The organism is Streptosporangium sp. NPDC051022, from assembly GCF_040683035.1.
Lineage (GTDB): Bacteria > Actinomycetota > Actinomycetes > Streptosporangiales > Streptosporangiaceae > Streptosporangium.
Genome location: NZ_JBFBCF010000003.1, coordinates 421,712 through 437,650 on the forward strand (window position 1 = coordinate 421,712; position 15,939 = coordinate 437,650).

The 15,939-nt window shown below is 71.2% G+C and carries 14 protein-coding genes; 8 read left to right on the forward strand and 6 right to left on the reverse strand.

All coding sequences use genetic code 11. The features are described from left to right. Positions 1 to 67 precede the first annotated feature (67 nt). The 7 genes from AB0N02_RS08555 to AB0N02_RS08585 all read left to right on the forward strand — a co-directional run bounded on the left by AB0N02_RS08555 (position 68) and on the right by AB0N02_RS08585 (position 6,415). Positions 68 to 829 (forward strand): LytTR family DNA-binding domain-containing protein, encoded by a 762-nt coding sequence (locus tag AB0N02_RS08555; RefSeq protein ID WP_363944015.1) that lies wholly within the window; start codon positions 68 to 70, stop codon positions 827 to 829. Then, the gene (locus AB0N02_RS08560) at positions 826 to 1,308 is read left to right on the forward strand and encodes a hypothetical protein (RefSeq protein ID WP_363944017.1); all 483 of its coding nucleotides are present in this window, start codon (positions 826 to 828) and stop codon (positions 1,306 to 1,308) included. Before AB0N02_RS08555 ends, AB0N02_RS08560 begins: the two co-directional genes overlap by 4 nt. Beyond that, a complete protein-coding gene (locus AB0N02_RS08565; RefSeq protein WP_363944018.1) occupies positions 1,305 to 2,804 on the forward strand; it encodes a cation acetate symporter in 1,500 nt (499 codons plus the stop codon). Before AB0N02_RS08560 ends, AB0N02_RS08565 begins: the two co-directional genes overlap by 4 nt. Before the next feature lie 87 nt (positions 2,805 to 2,891). Next, on the forward strand, positions 2,892 to 3,032 hold the full coding sequence (locus tag AB0N02_RS08570) for a hypothetical protein (RefSeq protein ID WP_363944020.1): 141 nt from the start codon (positions 2,892 to 2,894) through the stop codon (positions 3,030 to 3,032). A gap of 4 nt (positions 3,033 to 3,036) precedes the next feature. Further along, on the forward strand, positions 3,037 to 4,275 hold the full coding sequence (locus AB0N02_RS08575; protein WP_363944021.1) for a YcaO-like family protein: 1,239 nt from the start codon (positions 3,037 to 3,039) through the stop codon (positions 4,273 to 4,275). Positions 4,276 to 4,466: 191 nt separating this feature from the next. Then, positions 4,467 to 4,808: a DUF485 domain-containing protein gene (locus AB0N02_RS08580; protein ID WP_363944023.1), complete on the forward strand. Its 342-nt coding sequence runs from the start codon at positions 4,467 to 4,469 to the stop codon at positions 4,806 to 4,808. Continuing rightward, on the forward strand, positions 4,805 to 6,415 hold the full coding sequence (locus AB0N02_RS08585) for a cation acetate symporter (protein ID WP_363944025.1): 1,611 nt from the start codon (positions 4,805 to 4,807) through the stop codon (positions 6,413 to 6,415). Before AB0N02_RS08580 ends, AB0N02_RS08585 begins: the two co-directional genes overlap by 4 nt. A gap of 319 nt (positions 6,416 to 6,734) precedes the next feature. Here AB0N02_RS08585 and AB0N02_RS08590 read toward each other — a convergent pair whose 3' ends face one another. Next, the gene (locus AB0N02_RS08590) at positions 6,735 to 7,658 is read right to left on the reverse strand and encodes an aldo/keto reductase (RefSeq protein WP_363944026.1); all 924 of its coding nucleotides are present in this window, start codon (positions 7,656 to 7,658) and stop codon (positions 6,735 to 6,737) included. 191 nt (positions 7,659 to 7,849) lie between these two features. Between AB0N02_RS08590 and AB0N02_RS08595 the strand changes: the two genes are divergently transcribed. Beyond that, a complete protein-coding gene (locus AB0N02_RS08595; protein WP_363944028.1) occupies positions 7,850 to 8,443 on the forward strand; it encodes a TetR/AcrR family transcriptional regulator in 594 nt (197 codons plus the stop codon). A gap of 70 nt (positions 8,444 to 8,513) precedes the next feature. On the opposite strand, the gene AB0N02_RS08600 is transcribed toward AB0N02_RS08595, so the two are convergent. The 5 genes from AB0N02_RS08600 to AB0N02_RS08620 form a co-directional block, all read right to left on the reverse strand. Next, positions 8,514 to 10,046 carry a wax ester/triacylglycerol synthase family O-acyltransferase gene (locus AB0N02_RS08600; protein WP_363944030.1) on the reverse strand — a complete coding sequence of 511 codons (1,533 nt, stop codon included), beginning with the start codon at positions 10,044 to 10,046 and terminating at the stop codon, positions 8,514 to 8,516. Between the two features lie 288 nt (positions 10,047 to 10,334). Beyond that, positions 10,335 to 11,702, reverse strand: coding sequence for a sulfite oxidase (locus AB0N02_RS08605; protein WP_363944032.1), 1,368 nt, complete (start codon positions 11,700 to 11,702; stop codon positions 10,335 to 10,337). A gap of 81 nt (positions 11,703 to 11,783) precedes the next feature. Further along, positions 11,784 to 13,466, reverse strand: coding sequence for a DNA polymerase/3'-5' exonuclease PolX (polX, locus tag AB0N02_RS08610; protein WP_363944034.1), 1,683 nt, complete (start codon positions 13,464 to 13,466; stop codon positions 11,784 to 11,786). A gap of 112 nt (positions 13,467 to 13,578) precedes the next feature. Then, positions 13,579 to 14,007 (reverse strand): hypothetical protein, encoded by a 429-nt coding sequence (locus AB0N02_RS08615; RefSeq protein ID WP_363944036.1) that lies wholly within the window; start codon positions 14,005 to 14,007, stop codon positions 13,579 to 13,581. A 518-nt stretch (positions 14,008 to 14,525) separates the two neighbouring features. After that, complete coding sequence (locus AB0N02_RS08620) at positions 14,526 to 15,911, reverse strand: phenylacetate--CoA ligase family protein (RefSeq protein ID WP_363944038.1); 1,386 nt, start codon at positions 15,909 to 15,911, stop codon at positions 14,526 to 14,528. Between the last annotated feature and the right edge of the window lie 28 nt (positions 15,912 to 15,939).

Below are 15,939 nucleotides of genomic sequence, written 5' to 3' on the forward strand. Positions count from 1 at the left end.
TGTTGACAGGTGATGTCTGATTCATCACCCTCTAGGGATCCCACCTCGATGATCCGGAGGAGTGACCGTGACCGGCCTTCGTGTCCTGGCGGTGGACGACGAGCTTCCCGCCTTGGAGGATCTGGCCTATCTCCTGCGGGACGACCCCCGCATCGGGGAGGTCTTCCAGGCCAGGGACGGGGCCGCCGCGTTACGCGTGCTGGACCGGGCGATCGCCGACGGCCGGCCGGTCGACGCGGTCTTCCTCGACATCCGGATGCGCGGCCTGGACGGGGTGGTGCTGGGCAGGCTGCTGTCGCAGTTCGCCAACCCGCCCCGGGTGGTGTTCGTGACCGCCTACGAGGAGCACGCGGTGGACGCCTTCGAGATCAAGGCGGAGGACTACCTGCTCAAACCGGTCAGGCCGGAGCGGCTCGCCGAGGCCGTCCGGAGGGTGTGCGTCTCGGCCGAACTGCCGGACAGCGAGGCCGCGGGCCGTACCGATCCCGGAACCATCCCGGTGGAGCTGGGCGGCGTGACCCGGTTCGTCAACAGCACCGAGGTGCGCTACGTCGAGGCGCAGGGCGACTACGCGCGCCTGCACACCGCGGGCGGCAGCCACCTGGTCCGGATCTCGCTGGCGACCCTGGAGGAGCGGTGGTCGTCGGCGGGGTTCGTGCGCGTGCACCGCAGTCATCTCGTCGCCGTCAAGCACATCGACGAACTGCACATCGACTCGGGGCGCTGCGTGGTCCGCATCGGCGAGACGGAGATCCCGGTGAGCCGCCGCCACACCCGGGAACTGCGCGACCTGCTGGTCCGCCGGGCGCGCAAGGGACGGCCGGAGTGAACCGGGGACCGGCGGGAACGAACCGGGGGGCGGCGGCCGAGGGGCCGGAGGCGCGGCGGCGGATGGCCGACCGGCTGGGCAGGGCCGTCGAGCGGCCCCGCGGGGAGCCGGAACGGCCCCGCCGCGAGGTCGTGACCAGCCCCCGCACCACGGCGGCCCGCCTGCCCCGCTATCCGGCGACCCGGGAGATCGACGAGCAGACGAGGCTCGGCGAGGTCTACATGCGCTCGCTGGTGCGCACCCAGTTCCGGCTGGCCCTGTTCGTGTGCACCGTGCTCGGCTGCGTGGTCGGCGGCCTGCCGCTGCTGTTCCTGCTCGTGCCGGAGTTGCGCGAGGTCCTGCTGCTGGGGATCCCCCTGCCGTGGGCGGTGCTGGCCGGTCTGATCTATCCGGCGTTCGTCGCCGGGGCCTGGCTCTACGTACGGCAGGCCGAGCGCAACGAGCGTCACTTCGCCGAACTGGTGGAGCGGGACCGGTGAGCACCGCGTACGGCGTGACCGCGGTCGTGCTGGTGATGCTGGCGGCGGTGCTGATCGGGGCGTTCGGCATTCGCTTCTCCCGCACCACCTCCGACTTCTACGTCGCCTCCCGCACGGTCTCCCCGCTGTGGAACGCCTCCGCCATCGGCGGTGAGTATCTGTCGGCCGCGAGTTTCCTGGGCATCGCCGGGCTGATCCTCGTCTACGGCGCGGACATGCTGTGGCTGCCGGTCGGCTGGACCGGCGGCTACCTGGTGCTGCTGGTCCTGGTCTCCGCGCCGCTGCGCCGTTCGGGCGCCTACACGCTTCCCGATTTCGCCGAGGCCCGGCTGGAGTCGATGGCCGTGCGCCGGATGGCCGGCGTGCTGGTCGTGCTGATCGGCTGGCTGTACCTGATGCCGCAGTTCCAGAGCGCTGGCCTGGTGCTGCGGGCCATCACCGGGGCGCCGGAGTGGGCGGGAGGGGTGATGGTCGCGGCCGTGGTCGCGGTGAACGTGCTGTCCGGCGGCATGCGGTCGATCACGTTCGTGCAGGCCTTCCAGTACTGGCTCAAGCTCACCGCGCTGGCCGTGCCGCTGGTGTTCCTGGTGCTGGCCTGGCGGGCGGCCGGCGCGCCCGGCCTGGTGGCGGGGGACGCGGCCACCTGGGCGCTGCCGCTGTCCAGCGGCAAGGAGTACGGCCTCTATTCGACCTACTCGCTGATCCTGGCCACCTTCCTGGGCACCATGGGGCTGCCGCACGTGCTGGTCCGCTTCTACACCAACCCCGACGGGCGGGCGGCGCGCCGTACGACGCTGGCGGTCCTGTCGCTGCTCGGCCTCTTCTACCTGATGCCGGCCGTCTACGGCGCGCTGGGCCGGATCTACGTCCCCGAGCTGGGGGACAGCGACATGATCGTCCTGACGCTGCCGGGGCGGCTCGTCGGGGGGACGGCGGGGGAGGTGCTGACCGCGCTGGTGACGGCCGGGGCGTTCGCGGCGTTCCTGTCGACCTCCTCCGGGCTGACGGTCTCGGTCGCGGGGGTCATCGGGCAGGACATCCTCAGGGGCGGGGTGCTCTCCTTCCGCGTGGCGGCGGTGGTCGCGGTGGCGGTCCCGCTGGCCCTGGCCTCCCTGGCGCGCTCGCTGCCGGTCGCCGACGTGGTGGGCCTGGCCTTCGCGGTGTCCGCGTCCTCCTTCTGCCCGCTGCTGGTGCTGGGCATCTGGTGGCGGCGGCTGACGTCGGCCGGGGCGCTGGCGGGGCTGGTCGTCGGCGGCGGGCTGGCCTGCGGCGCGGTGCTGGTGACGATCACGAGGGGGCCGCACACCGGCCTGGCCGGAGCCCTGCTGGCCCAGCCGGCCGCCTGGTCGGTGCCGGTCGCCTTCGCCGTCACGATCGTGGTCTCGTTGCTCACTCCGGGCAGCATCCCGCCCGGGGTGGCCAGGACCATGGTCCGCCTGCACACCCCGGAGACGCTGGACCTCGACCGGGGTGACTGGCACCCCCGATCCTCTTGACATGATCCATTACATATGTCGAAATGATCTGTAATGTACAGGTATCTCGGTGTATCTCAGTTAGCCGAGCGAACGAAAGGAGCGCAGATGGGCAACAGCAACTCCAATGGCCAGTCACTTCTCAAGCCGGACGGTTTCCAGCTGGAGGACAACTTCTCGGTGACCTTGGCCGAGAGGGTGCTCCTTGACCAGTTCTTCACCGTGCGGTTCGCGCCCGGAACGCTCTGACGGGATGGCGCGCGCCCAGCGGGAGCGCGGTACCGGCCTCGCCGGCGCGCTCGCCGTCATCGAATCCGTCCTCGCCGACCGGGGCCTCTCGACGGAGCTGGTCTCGACGGGCTCCGCGGAGTTCCCCGTGCACCGCTGCACCGTCCGCGACCCCGAAGGACGCCCCGTCACCGCCTCCCTCGGCAAGGGGGCGGGCACGCAGAGCAGGGTCAGCGCGCTGTTCGAGGCCTGGCAGCACCTTCAGCACGAGGAGGGGCAGGCGGCGCTCGCCCGGGACCGCCGCCGCGTCCGGACGATGTCCGTCACGGCCGTGCTCTCCCAGCCGGAACTGCGCGGTGAGGAGATGATCCAGCGCCTCGCCCGTGACTACCCGGACGCCGACCTCGCGTGCCTGTGCGCCGAGCCGCTGAGCCCGGGGCGGTCCTCGCTGTGGTACCCCGCCTTCTGCCGCTCGCCCTCCTGCCGCAGCCACCCGATCCCCGGCGACGACCTGCGCTACGAGCCGTATCTCCGCTACGCCTACGACAGCGGCACGGCCACCGGCGTCACCGAGTCGGACGCGCTCCTGCACGGCCTGCTGGAGGTCGTGGAGAGGGACGCGCTGTCCCACGCCTTCCTGGAGTGGTACCTCGGCGGGGAGTCGCGGCTGTCCGCGCTCGACCCCGAGCTGCTCCCCGAGGACCTGCGCCGCCTGCACGGTGAGGCCGCGGCCCATTTGGGAGCGCTCCCGCTCATCATCGACATCACCTCCGACCTGGGCATCCCCGCCTACTGCGCGCTGCCCTCGCGCGCCGGGCCGTACCCGGGGGTGGTCGGCTCGGGCGCGTCCCTGGACCCCGAGTACGCGGTCGAACGGGCGCTCACCGAGGTGATCCAGTCGTCGTTCAACCTCTCGCTCGGGGTGGACCTGACCCTGGAACGCAGGCTGGAGAGCCTGCGGCGGTGGCCGTTGCTCGAACGCTGCGCCCGCCTCGACCCCGCTCCGCTGCTCGGCCGCCTCGCGTTCGACGCGCGGCTGCCGGCCGCCGGGCCGGAGGGCGTCGAGGAGCAGATCTCCGTCATCCTGGAGATGCTGGAGCGCGCCGGGTTCGGCGCCTACTCCTTCCGCTGGAACCCCGAACAGGACAGGTGCCCGGTGCTCACGGTGATCGTCCCCGGCCTGGAGACGTTCGCCATGGTCCACAGCGCCGTTCCGGTCCTTCCCACGGGCAGGGCGGTACGGCGGCTGTCGGAACCCCGGTGACGGGGCCGTCCGGCCGCTGAGGCGCCGGGCGGATGACCGTTCGGCGCACAGGAGGGACCTTTCACCGCAAGTCATCCCCAGTTGACCGCGGCGTGGCGGCGGCTGGGCGAAGAGTCCTCCGCGGGGACTCCTCGCGGGGTACCGTCCCCTCCTACGTTATGCGTGATCCAGATCACATCGTGGGAGGTCCGATGACCGCCAGGCAGCATGATTCGTCGGTTTACGAACGGATAGAGGGCGACGACGGCTTCCAGGAACTGAGGCGGCGCTTCCGGTCGTGGGCGTTCCCGATGACCGCCGCCTTCCTCGCGTGGTACCTGCTCTACGTCGTGCTGTCCGGCTGGGCGCGCGACTTCATGGGCATCAAGCTGTTCGGCAACATCAACGTCGCGCTGGTCCTCGGCCTGCTCCAGTTCGTCTCCACCTTCTGGATCGCCCGGGCCTACTCCCGCTACGCCGAGCGCAGGCTCGACCCGCTGGCCGACAAGCTCCGCCACGAGGCCGAGCGCGAGGCCGAGAAGGAGATCGCGTGAACCACCAGACGCTGTCCACGATCCTCTTCCTGGTCTTCGTCGCGGCGACGCTGGGGATCACCTTCTGGGCGAGCCGCAACACCAAGGACGCCACCGACTTCTACGCCGGCGGGCGCTCCTTCAGCGGCGTGCAGAACGGCCTGGCGATCGGCGGCGACTACATGTCGGCCGCGAGCTTCCTGGGCATCGCGGGAATCATCGCCCTGTCGGGGTACGACGGCTTCCTGTACTCGATCGGCTTCCTGGTCGCCTGGCTGGTCGCGCTGCTGCTGGTGGCCGAGCTGATGCGCAACTCCGGCAAGTTCACCATGGCCGACGTGCTGGCCTTCCGGATGAGCCCGCGTCCGGTCCGCACCGCGGCCGGCGTCTCGACCATCACGGTGTCGATCTTCTACCTGCTGGCCCAGATGGTCGGCGCGGGCGCGCTGGTCGGCCTGCTGCTGGGCGTCACCTCACCCACGGGCAAGGCGCTGACGATCGTCGGCGTCGGCCTGCTGATGATCGTCTATGTGGTCGTCGGCGGCATGAAGGGCACCACCTGGGTGCAGATCGTCAAAGCCGTGCTGCTGATGAGCGGCGCGGCCCTGGTGACCCTGCTGGTGCTCGGCAGGTACGGCTTCAACGTCTCGGCGCTGCTCGGCGAGGCCGCCACGCAGAGCGGCAAGGGCGAGCAGTTCCTCATCCCCGGACTGAAGTACGGCACCGCCGCGCAGGGCATCGCCGGCAAGATCGACCTGGTCAGCCTGGGCCTGGCGCTGGTGCTCGGCACCGCGGGCCTGCCCCACATCCTGATCCGGTTCTACACCGTCCCCACCGCCAAGGAGGCCCGCAAGTCGGTGCTGTGGGGCATCGGCATCATCGGCGTCTTCTACCTGCTCACCCTCGTGCTCGGCTTCGGCGCGGCGGCGATGGTCGGCGGCAAGACGATCGTGGCGCAGGACAAGGCCGGCAACACCGCGGCGCCGATGCTCGCCGAGGCCGTCGGCAAGGCCATCTTCGGCGACGTGGGCGGCACGATCCTGCTGGCGGTCATCGCGGCGGTCGCCTTCGCCACGATCCTGGCGGTCGTCGCCGGCCTGACGCTGGCCTCCTCCTCGAGCTTCGCCCACGACCTGTACGCCCACGTGTTCAAGCGCGGCAACGTCACCGACGGCGAGGAGGTCCTGGTCGCCCGGATCTCCGCCTTCGTCATCGGCGCGGTCGCCATCGGGCTCGGCATCCTCGCCCAGGGGCAGAACGTGGCCTTCCTGGTCGCGCTGGCCTTCGCGGTCGCCGCCTCCGGCAACCTGCCCGCCATCCTCTACAGCCTGTTCTGGAGGCGCTTCAACACCGCGGGGGCGGTCTCGGCCATCTACGGCGGCCTGATCTCCGCGCTGGTCCTGGTGATCTTTTCGCCGGTCGTCTCGGGCAGCGCGACCTCGCTGTTCCCCAACGCCCACTTCGCCTGGTTCCCGCTGAGCAACCCCGGCATCGTCTCGATCCCGCTGGGCTTCCTGGCCGGCTACGTCGGCGCGCGGCTCAGCAAGGAGTACAACCCGGCCAAGTACGCCGAGATCGAGGTCCGCTCGCTCACCGGCATCGGCGCCGAGCAGGCCACCCAGCACTGATCCGGGGGAGGGGTACCGAGCGCGGCCGGGTGAACTCGGCCGGGTGAACCCGGCCCAGCCGGTGAGCCGGGCCGGACGAGCCTGAGCGGGGGCCGGGGTCGGCGGGCCGGCTCACGGGGCCCGGCCGCGTCACGCGGCCGGGCCCCACGCCGTACGGCGCCCGCCCGGATCACGGGCCGGCGGTGACAGGCGGGGGCAGTGACAGGCGGGGGCGGTGACAGGCCCGGAGGCGCCCAGGCCCGCGACGCCGTCAGGCGCCGCGAAGCGGCAGCACGCGACGCCGTCCGGCGTCACGAACGAACACGACCTGGTCGGAGGTTTAGCGGGAGGCCTGGTCCAGCAGGGCCAGGTCGTCCTCGCTCAGCTTCAGCTCGGTGATCGCGAGCAGCGGCCTGAGCTGTTCGACGTTGCGGGCGCTGGCGATCGGCGCGATCACCGTCGGCTGGGCGGCCAGCCAGGCGAGGGCGACGGTGGCCGGGGCCACACCGTGCTCGGCCGACACCCTGTCCAGGGCCTCCAGCACCCGGGGGCCGCGCTCGGTCGAGAGATACTCCGACGCCCCGCCCGCCCGGGGGCTGTCCACCGTGGCGCCGGGACGGTACTTGCCGGTCAGGAAACCGTGGGCCAGGCCGTAGTACGGCGTGCTGGCCAGTCCCTCGGCGGCCACCACCTCGCGCAGCGCCCCCTCGTAGCCGCGCTCCATCAGGTTGTACTCCTGCTGCAGCGCCCCGTAGCGGGCCAGGCCCTCCCGGTCGGAGACCGCCAGCGCCTCGGCCAGCCGTTCGGCGTCGTAGTTGGAGGCGCCGATGGCGCGCACCTTGCCCTCGCGGATCAGGGCGTCGAACGCGCCGAGGGTCTCCTCCAGCGGGGTCCCCCTGTCGTCGATGTGCGCCCAGTACAGGTCGATGTGGTCGGTCCGCAGCCGTCGCAGCGAGTCCTCGACGGCCAGGCGGATGTTCGCCGCCGACAGCCCGGAACGGCCGCCCATCGAGCCCACCTTGGTCGCGATCACCATCCGGTCGCGGTTGCCGCGCGCGGCCATCCACTCGCCGAGCAGGATCTCCGACTCCCCGCCCGAGTGGCCGGGAACCCACTGGGAGTACATGTCGGCGGTGTCCACGAAGTTGCCGCCCGCCTCGGCGTAGGCGTCCAGGACGGCGAAGGAGGTGTCGCGGTCCGCGGTCCACCCGAACACGTTGCCGCCCAGGCAGAGCGGAAAAAGGTCCAGTTCATAAATGCTCATATGGATCAGCCTATTTGGCGGGCACCCGCGGACCTCGCCAGGCTCCCCCGTGGACACGCGGCGGCGGGCACACGGCCGCGGACATGCGGGCACGCGGCTCGGGCACGCGGCCGTGCGTACGGTTGCGGGCGTACGGCGCTCTCCCCCCGGCGGCATGGAAATCGGCTCGGCTCCACGGCTATCGTCAGGCTGTGGGCAGCCTCAGACAACGCTCCAGTACGTCCAGGCGCACGCGCGACGCCTCCGACTCCGGCGCGCGCAAGCGCATCCTCGACGCCGCCGAGGAGCTGTTCGCCGGAGGCGGCTACGAGGCGACCCCGACGGCGGAGATAGCCCGTCTGGCCGGCGTGCCCAAGGGACTCGTCTTCCACTACTTCCCGAAGAAGATCGACGTGTTGATCGCGCTGGTCGACGAGCGCACGCTCGTGGAGGAGGCCCCCGAGGTCGAGGCCGTCCCCGGCGACGCGGCCGGGGCGCTGTCGCGACTGGCCCGCCGCGTGCCGCTCAGGGCCTCCCCGGCGATGCGCCGCATCCTGTTCCGCGAGGCGGACACGCACGGCTCGGTCCGCGACCGTCTCGGCCGGCTGAACGGCGAGATCATCAAGCGGGCCAGGTTCGCGCTGGAACTGGCGCTGCCCACGCCGCGCGGCGACGCCGCCCGGCTGGAGGTGGCGGCGGTCACCTTCGCCGCGGTGCTGCTCCACCAGGAGAACCTCTGCCAGCTCACCGGTCACCACATCGACCCCGACGCGGTCGCCGAGCTGATCGCCCACGCTCTGGGCTGACGCGGGTCTCTGGGCTGACGCGGGCTTGCGGGGTGGCGCGGGCCTGCGGGGTGGCGCGGGCCGCCACCGCTCAGGCGTGGAGCAGTGTCCTGGCCGGGACGGGACCGGCCAGCTCGACGAGCTCGTCCATCGCCTCCTGCAGGTGGCCCATCAGCCGCCAGACGTCCTCCACCCGCTCCGGGCAGGCGACCACGCCGAAGTCCAGCGAGCCGTCGTAGGAGAAGCAGGTGATGTTGAGGCCGCCGCTCATGTCGGACAGCACGGACATCGGGTGGTAGGCGAGCAGCCGGGCCCCGCACAGATACAGCGGCAGCTGCGGCCCCGGCACGTTCGAGACGATCAGGTTGATCGGCGGCAGCGCGATCGAGGCCAGCCGGAAGAGGGCGGGGGTCGCGATCGTGTTGAGGGGCGCGGGCAGTACCGAGGACAGTTCGCCCAGCCAGGTGGCGGGGGAGTCGGCGAAGCGGCGCTTGGCCGCGTTCATCGTCCGCCCCATGATCTGCAGGCGCTCCAGGGGGGTGGCCACGTCCGTCGGCATCGGCGTGATCATGACGGAGAGGCGGTTGCCGACCGTGTCCGCCGTCTCCCGCGTGCCCGGCTTGCGGACCGCGACCGGTACCGCGGCGACCAGCGGTCGCTCCGGCAGCGCGTCCTGCTCGCACAGCCAGGCGCGCAGGGCGGAGGCGCACAGCGTCATGACCACGTCGTTGACGCTGATCGAGAAGGTCCGGGCGACGTGTTTGACGTCCGCGAGCGGGATCGACCCGTAGGAGAAGCGCCGTCCGGCGCTGATCGGGCCGTTGAACGGCGTGCGCGGCGCGGCCGCCGAGGGCAGTTCCAGCGGCTCCGCGGAACTGCCCGTGATCGCCCTGGCGGTCTCGGCCACCACCCGCGCCCCCGGCAGCGCCGAGGCCAGCGGGATCGCGTCGAGATCGGCCGCCATCCGTCCCAGTGCGCGCAGCGCCCTGGCCGGGTGGGTCACGGACCTGGCCGCCGCCACGGCGAGCATGGTGAGCGGTCCCGGGGCGGCGGGCGCCGGGGACCCCGGGATTCTCGGGGACCCCGAGGACCCCGAGGACACTTCCTGCCGGGCGGGCGCGGGCGGCTCGGCCGCGCGGGGCTCGGGGGTCAGGTCCAGCAGGGCGGCCAGCGTCTCCGCACCCGTCACCCCGTCGACGGCGCAGTGGTGGACCTTGGCGTAGAGCGCGACCCGGCCTCCGGTCAGCCCCTGGACGAGGTGCATCTCCCACAGCGGGCGGCCGCGGTCCAGACGCCGCTCGTGGAGAAGGGCGACCTGCCGGGCCAGCTGGGCGTCGTCTCCGGGCAGCGGGAGGGTCACCTCGTGGACGTGGTCGGCGACGTCGAGGTCGGGGACCGGCTCCCAGTACGGGTGGTCGAGCCCGAACGGCACCTCGGCCAGACGCAGGCTCAGCGCGGGAGCGAGGTGCAACCGCTCACGGAGCAGGTCGACCAACGCCCCGCGTGTCACGACGCCCGAGGGACAGTGGGCCGGGTCGAGGATCGCCACCCCGGCGACGTGGGTCGCCGTGGTCGCCGATTCGGCGTTGAGGAACTGCGCGTCGAGGGCGGTCAGCTGGCGCATCGGTCGAACCTTCTCATGGAACGCTGGATCTCGTGGAACGCTGGAAATGGAGAGCTGGTACGGCCATCTTCACCCCGCCTGGTTTCCACCTCGTTTCGTCCAGGTGACTCTCAGAGTCTTCTAGACGATGTCCGGTGGTCCGGCCGACGATCTTCTGCCCGGAATCCTGCAGAACCACTCAATACGTGCATCGTTCAGGAAGAACGTCACCGAAGGGTCCGGCGAGGTAAGAGTTATGTATTCGAATGCCATGAACCACTGAGGATCATGAAATGGCCGTCCACGGCGTCAGCCGTTCACGACCGTCACCGGATGGCGTACGACGGCGTCGAAGAGGTAGCCGTACTCGTTGTGCGCGGTCCGCATCGGCTGGACCGCCCCCGTCTCGTCGGTGGCCCGGGCCAGCAGGGTGTACGGGCCCGGCAGCCGAGGGTTCCAGGTGATGTGCCAGCGGGCCCAGGCGGGGACGACGTGCGGGCCGCGCAGCTGGGCTCGCCGCCAGGTGGCCCCGCCGTCGAAGCTCACCTCCACCGCGGTGATCCGGCCGTTCCCCGACCATGACCGCCCGTGCAGCACGTGCGGGCGTCCGGCGGTCAGCCTGGCCTCCCAGGGCAGCTCGAAGGCGCTCCTGATCCCCTGGACCGTCAGCGGGGCGCTGCCCTCCGGCGGGTAGGCGTCGCCGAACAGCCGGTAGAACTCGGTGTTCCAGGGGGATGCCAGCGCGGAGGTGGAGACCTCGATGTCCCCCACCCATTTGATCGAGGCCAGGCCGATCCACGAGGGGACGACCAGCCGGACGGGGTAGCCGTGGTCGGGGGGCAGTGGCAGGCCGTTCATCTCGTAGGCCAGGATCACGTCCTTGAGCGCCTTGGACACCGGGATGGGGCGGCGCACCCGGCCGTAGTCGACCCCGTCGGCCACGTAGGGGGAGTCGAGCCCGCGGGGCATGACGTCGACGGCGTCCGGGGTGAGCCCGGCCCGCTCCAGCACCGTGGCCAGCGGCACCCCGCGCCAGCGGGCCACCCCGATGCCGCCGAGCCGCCACGGGGTGCCCGAGATCTCCTGCCCCTGCTGGGTGGCGAAGAAGCTCCGGCCGTTGCCCGCGCACTCGATCGCCACGTCCACCGTCACGGAGGGCAGCGCGAGCAACTCCTCGTAACCGAAGCTCCTGGGGTTGCTCAGTCCGGAGCCGTGCAGTTCGAGGCGCCAGGTCGCCGCGTCGATGACGGGGGTCGAGGTGTGGCTGCGCACGAAGAAACGGTCGTTGGGCACGTGGAAGCCGACCTCGCGCATCGCCTCCCAGCGCATCTCGGCGTTGGTGTCGTGCCGGACGAACAGCTCCGGCGGCAGCGGTTTGACGATCGTCGAGGTGCCGTCCTCCGCGCCGTTCTCCGTGCCGTCCTTCGCGCCGCTCTCCCCGGGCGTGTCCCCGGGCGCCCCCCGGCGTTCCGTCTCCGCTGCGGCCGTCTCGCCGGAGGTCCCCCCGGTGGCGGCCTCCCCGTTCTCCGTGCCGACCGTCTCGCCGCCGGGGATCCCGCCGCCCACGCTCTCCCCGTCGACCGTGGCCAGCCGGAGCCGCTCACGGTTTCCCCGGGCAGGCCGTTCGGCGGGCGCGGGCCGGTGGACGACCTCGTCGTCCAGGTTCTCGTACGGCATGCGGCACCTCCCGTTCCCCTACACGCATTTCCTACCAGGAAAGCATGTAATCTGCGAAGGAGGGTGACGGTTTTGTGACCCTCAGCGACCTAGGAAGGTTAGCAGTCGCTCCACCGGCCAGGTGTTGATCACGTCATCGGTGGTCAGCCAGGCGCGTTGCGCGATGCCGACGCCGAAACGCTGGTTGGCCAGGTGCGGCACCGCGTGGGCGTCGCTGTCGACGGAGAAGCGCACGCCGTGGTGGCGCGCCAGCCGTACCAGGTCGGAGGGGAGGTCGGAGCGGTCGGGGAAGGAGTCGATCTCCATCGCGGTGCCGGTGCGGGCGGCGGCGCGGAAGACCTCGTCCCAGTCGGCGTCTACCGGCGGGCGCCTGCCGATCCTGCGTGTCGTGGGGTGGCCGATGATGTGGACGTGCGGGTTCTCGCAGGCGGCGACGAACCTGCGGGTCATCTCCTCCCGCGACTGGGTGAAGTGCGAGTGCACGCTGGCCACGCAGACGTCGAAGCCCGCCAGCACCTCGGCGGGCCAGTCGACCGAGCCGTCGGGGGCGATGTTGAGCTCGGTGCCGTGCAGCAACCGCATGTCCGGATAGTTCTCCTGGAGCCGCCGCAGCCGCTCGCGCTGCTCCAGGGCCTTGTCCAGGGTCATCCGCTGCATCGCCAGGTCGGGGGCGTGGTCGGTCACCGCGTAGTAGGAGTGACCGCGCGCGTGGGCGGCGGCGACCATCTCCTCCAGTGAGGCGATGCCGTCGGTCAGATCGGTGTGGGTGTGCAGGTCGCCCCGAAGGTCCTCCTCGGTGACCAGCACGGGCAGCTCGCCCCTGAGCGCGGCGGCGATCTCCCCGCCGTCCTCCCGCAGCGCCGGGGGGATCCACTGCATGCCGAGCGCCCGGTAGATGTCCTCCTCGTGCTCGGCCGCGATCACCCGGTCGCCGTCGAACAGGCCGTACTCGGAGAGTTTCCAGCCCTTCTTCACCACGATCTCGCGCAGGTGCACGTTGTGCTCCTTGGAACCGGTGAAGTACTGCATCGCCGCGCCCCACGACCCGGCGGGGACCACGCGCAGGTCCACCTGGAGACCCTCAGGGGTGCGGATCGAGGTCTTCTTCTCACCGGAGGCGATGACCTCGGCGACGTACGGCCTGGCCTTGAAGTCGTCCATCAGGCTCTCGGGGCCGACGGCGAGGATGTCGACGTCGCCCACGGTGTCCTTCATCCGGCGCAGCGACCCGGCGTAGGCGATCCGCTCGGCGGGCAGTGAGGCGACGATCCGCTCGGCCAGGTCCATGGCCACGCCGACGTGCACCCTGGCACCGGCGTGCTCCAGCTGCTCGATGCCCCTGAGCAGGTTCTCCTCGGTCTTGGGGCCGAAGCCCTTCACCCCGCGCAGCCGCCCCTGCCCGATGGCCTCCGCGAGGCTCTCCGGGGAGTCGATGCCCAGCTCCTGAAAGAGGAAGACCGCCTTCTTCGGGCCGAGAGAGGGGATCCGGGTCAGCCTCCGCACCCCCTCGGGGACCTTTCCCCGCAGGTCGTCGAGCTGCCGGAAGCTGCCCCTTTCGAGGTATTCCTCGACCTTCTTGGCGATGGCCTCGCCGACCCCGGGCACGCTCCGCACGGCCGTGGTCCCGATGTCCTCGGGGAATCCCGCGATCGCCTTGGCGGCCTTCTGGTAGCTGCGCACCCGGAACGCGTCGCCGCCCGTCATCGCGAACAGCTCGGCGTATTCCTCCAGCGCGGCCGCCACCGCGTCGTTAACTCGTGCCATGGGCCCAGCCTAGGAGATCACACCGACGCTTTCCGGTCCCTCTCCGGCGTCCCGGGCCGCGCGGCCCCGGCGGCGGCGCCCGGTCATCGGCGGCGAGTCCGCCGGGATCACCTCAGAGCGTGCCGCCGATGGCGCACGCCCGGCACGGGGGCCGCCCGCAGGTGCACTGCATGATGGCGTTCAGGACGTCGTGGTCGTGGTAAAGGCACTGGTCCCTGCAGGTGTGACGCGGGACGAAGCCGGCCTGGATCTCGTCGGGCCACGGCTCCTCGCCGTCGCGGCAGCGGATGAACTGCTCGGGGTTCGACGAGTGCAGCCCCTCCATGCTCGCCCGGGCCTGGGTCTCCAGCCCCCGCGCCTCCGCCACCATGGCCGTGAGCTGGGCGGCGAGGGTGGAGTATCGGTCGTCGCCGGTCCGCACGTGCGCGGCCCGCATCGCCATCACGGCATTGCCCAGGAAGCGGCCGGCGTCCTGGAGGTCCGTGGTGTGGTGCATCTGGATGCCTGTCACGCCTCGGACCCAGACGGCGTCGTTGTTCATGATCAACCTCTCGAAGTGGCAGGCGCTCGTACCCGTTCTGGAGTTACCTCGGCTCGGCAGACGCGTCAGGCTTTTCGACTACATAGCAGCATAACTGTATTTTTGCGTGTTCTTGAGTATCCGCCGACGCTTCCATCCGGTGGTGCGGAGCCGGCCGCCGGTGGCGTGGCGGCGGCGCGATCGCGAAAATCCCGTCGCGGGACCGGATGTGGCTTTCCCGGCATCGCCGCTGGTACGGCGGGTGCGCCCGGTCGCGTGATTCCAACTCCGGCGAGGCGGGAAAAATTCCGGCGATGTCTTTGCCCAAGAATTAAGCCGCCAATGATCCTTTTGTTCGCGCGGCCCGACCGGCGGTTCTCCGGATGTTCCGCGGTGCTCGATTCTGCGGAGCCGGTCTCCGTGGCGGATGCCTGTCCGGCAGGGGTTTTACCCGTTCTTGGGGGATTCCGGCGGGGCGGGTGACCTCCGACGCCGCTCACGAAGGCGGCCGGCGACGGCGCGCCGCCGGCCGCCCCGGGTCAGCCCCTGGTGTAGCGGTGTTTGGCGCCGGGCGGGAAGTACTCCGGGTCGCCCGTCTCGCGGAGGCGGACGGCCGGGAGCTGCCGCGCCGGGGGCACGTAGGCGGCGAACTCGCTGTTGAGGCGGCGCAATTGGGCCAGGACGGAGTGGCCGACCAGCCGTACGGTCTCGTCGGAGCCGCGCACGCCGGGCGCCAGCTCCACGGTCACCGCCAGCCGCCGGTCCCGCTCCTCGTCCTCGGCCACCTCCAGCACGAACTTGCCGGTCACCAGCGCGTTGACCTCCGGCTGCTCCAGGCCGACCGAGATGTTCTCCGGATAGACGTTGGCGCCGTAGTAGGAGACCGTGAAGTGGCTGCGGCCGAAGACGTAGGCGAACGGCAGGGCGGGGCCGTCCCCGGTGGGGCGGAAACCGTTCTCGCGCAGGAAGGCGAGCATCCGGTCGTGGGGGATCAGGCCGCCCTCGTCGGCGATGTGGTAGCGGACGAGCGGGATGCCGTTGTCGCCGGAGAACAGCAGGGTGCCGTCGTGCTCCTCGAAGAAGCGCACGTGCGGGTCGTACTGGACGAGGGTGGGCAGCCGTGACTCCCCGAACAGCTCCTTGGCGACCTCGGGGTTCTCGGCCAGGAAACGGCGGACGCGGATGGACAGCGGGGTCTCGTTGCCGAGCACTCCGGCGTCGGCGGTGCCGTAGAGGGAGGCGGTGTCGAGCGCCGGGTCGGCCATCCCCGCGCGCTCGGCGACCAGGGTGCGCCACTGCTCGCTGAACACCTCTCCCGCGGTGACCAGTTTGATCGAGTAGTCGGCCCAGGGGACGCCCTCGGCGACTCCGGCGTCGACGACGTCCTTCAGGAACGGCGGGTAACCGAGTAGCACGACCTGGTCGAAGTGCGGGGCCAGTTCGGGGATCACCCGGAGGATCTCGCGCTTGTCGCCGCCGGGGGCGACGCAGGTGATCGGGTATCCCCGGGCGGCGAGGTGGCGGCAGCAGGCGAGGGTGAACAGGCCGCCGACCCAGGTGCCGAGCGCGAAGCAGACGACGGCCAGCGTCCGGCGCTCCGCCGCCCCGAAGGCGTCCCGGAAGATCTGCTCGAACCGCTCGGCGATCACCTGCTCGTCCGCGGCCGAGCGCGCCCAGAACGACGGTGTCCCCGTCGACCCGGACGACACCGCGATCATGTCCCCGACCATGCCGTCCCGGCACAGTTCGGGCAGCGGATAACGGCGGGTGTAGTTGTCCTTGGTGGTGAGCGGCAGCCGTACGAAGTCGTCAAAGGTCCGCACCCGGCCGGCGTCCACGTCCTGGCTCTTGAGGAACGCGCCGTAGGCGGGCACCGAGGCCGCCACCCGGTGGAACAGCTCGACCGCGCGGTCACGAGGGTCCATCAGCCGACTGTACGGCTTCGCGCCCCGA

Excerpts from the sequence above, each read along its gene's own strand:
- AB0N02_RS08570 (WP_363944020.1), top strand. The coding sequence starts at position 2,892 with ATGGGCAACAGCAACTCCAATGGCCAGTCACTTCTCAAGCCGGACGGT.
- AB0N02_RS08575 (WP_363944021.1), top strand. The coding sequence starts at position 3,037 with ATGGCGCGCGCCCAGCGGGAGCGCGGTACCGGCCTCGCCGGCGCGCTC.
- AB0N02_RS08580 (WP_363944023.1), top strand. The coding sequence starts at position 4,467 with ATGACCGCCAGGCAGCATGATTCGTCGGTTTACGAACGGATAGAGGGC.
- AB0N02_RS08590 (WP_363944026.1), bottom strand. The coding sequence starts at position 7,658 with ATGAGCATTTATGAACTGGACCTTTTTCCGCTCTGCCTGGGCGGCAAC.
- AB0N02_RS08600 (WP_363944030.1), bottom strand. The coding sequence starts at position 10,046 with ATGCGCCAGCTGACCGCCCTCGACGCGCAGTTCCTCAACGCCGAATCG.
- AB0N02_RS08605 (WP_363944032.1), bottom strand. The coding sequence starts at position 11,702 with ATGCCGTACGAGAACCTGGACGACGAGGTCGTCCACCGGCCCGCGCCC.
- polX (WP_363944034.1), bottom strand. The coding sequence starts at position 13,466 with ATGGCACGAGTTAACGACGCGGTGGCGGCCGCGCTGGAGGAATACGCC.
- AB0N02_RS08615 (WP_363944036.1), bottom strand. The coding sequence starts at position 14,007 with ATGAACAACGACGCCGTCTGGGTCCGAGGCGTGACAGGCATCCAGATG.
- AB0N02_RS08620 (WP_363944038.1), bottom strand. The coding sequence starts at position 15,911 with ATGGACCCTCGTGACCGCGCGGTCGAGCTGTTCCACCGGGTGGCGGCC.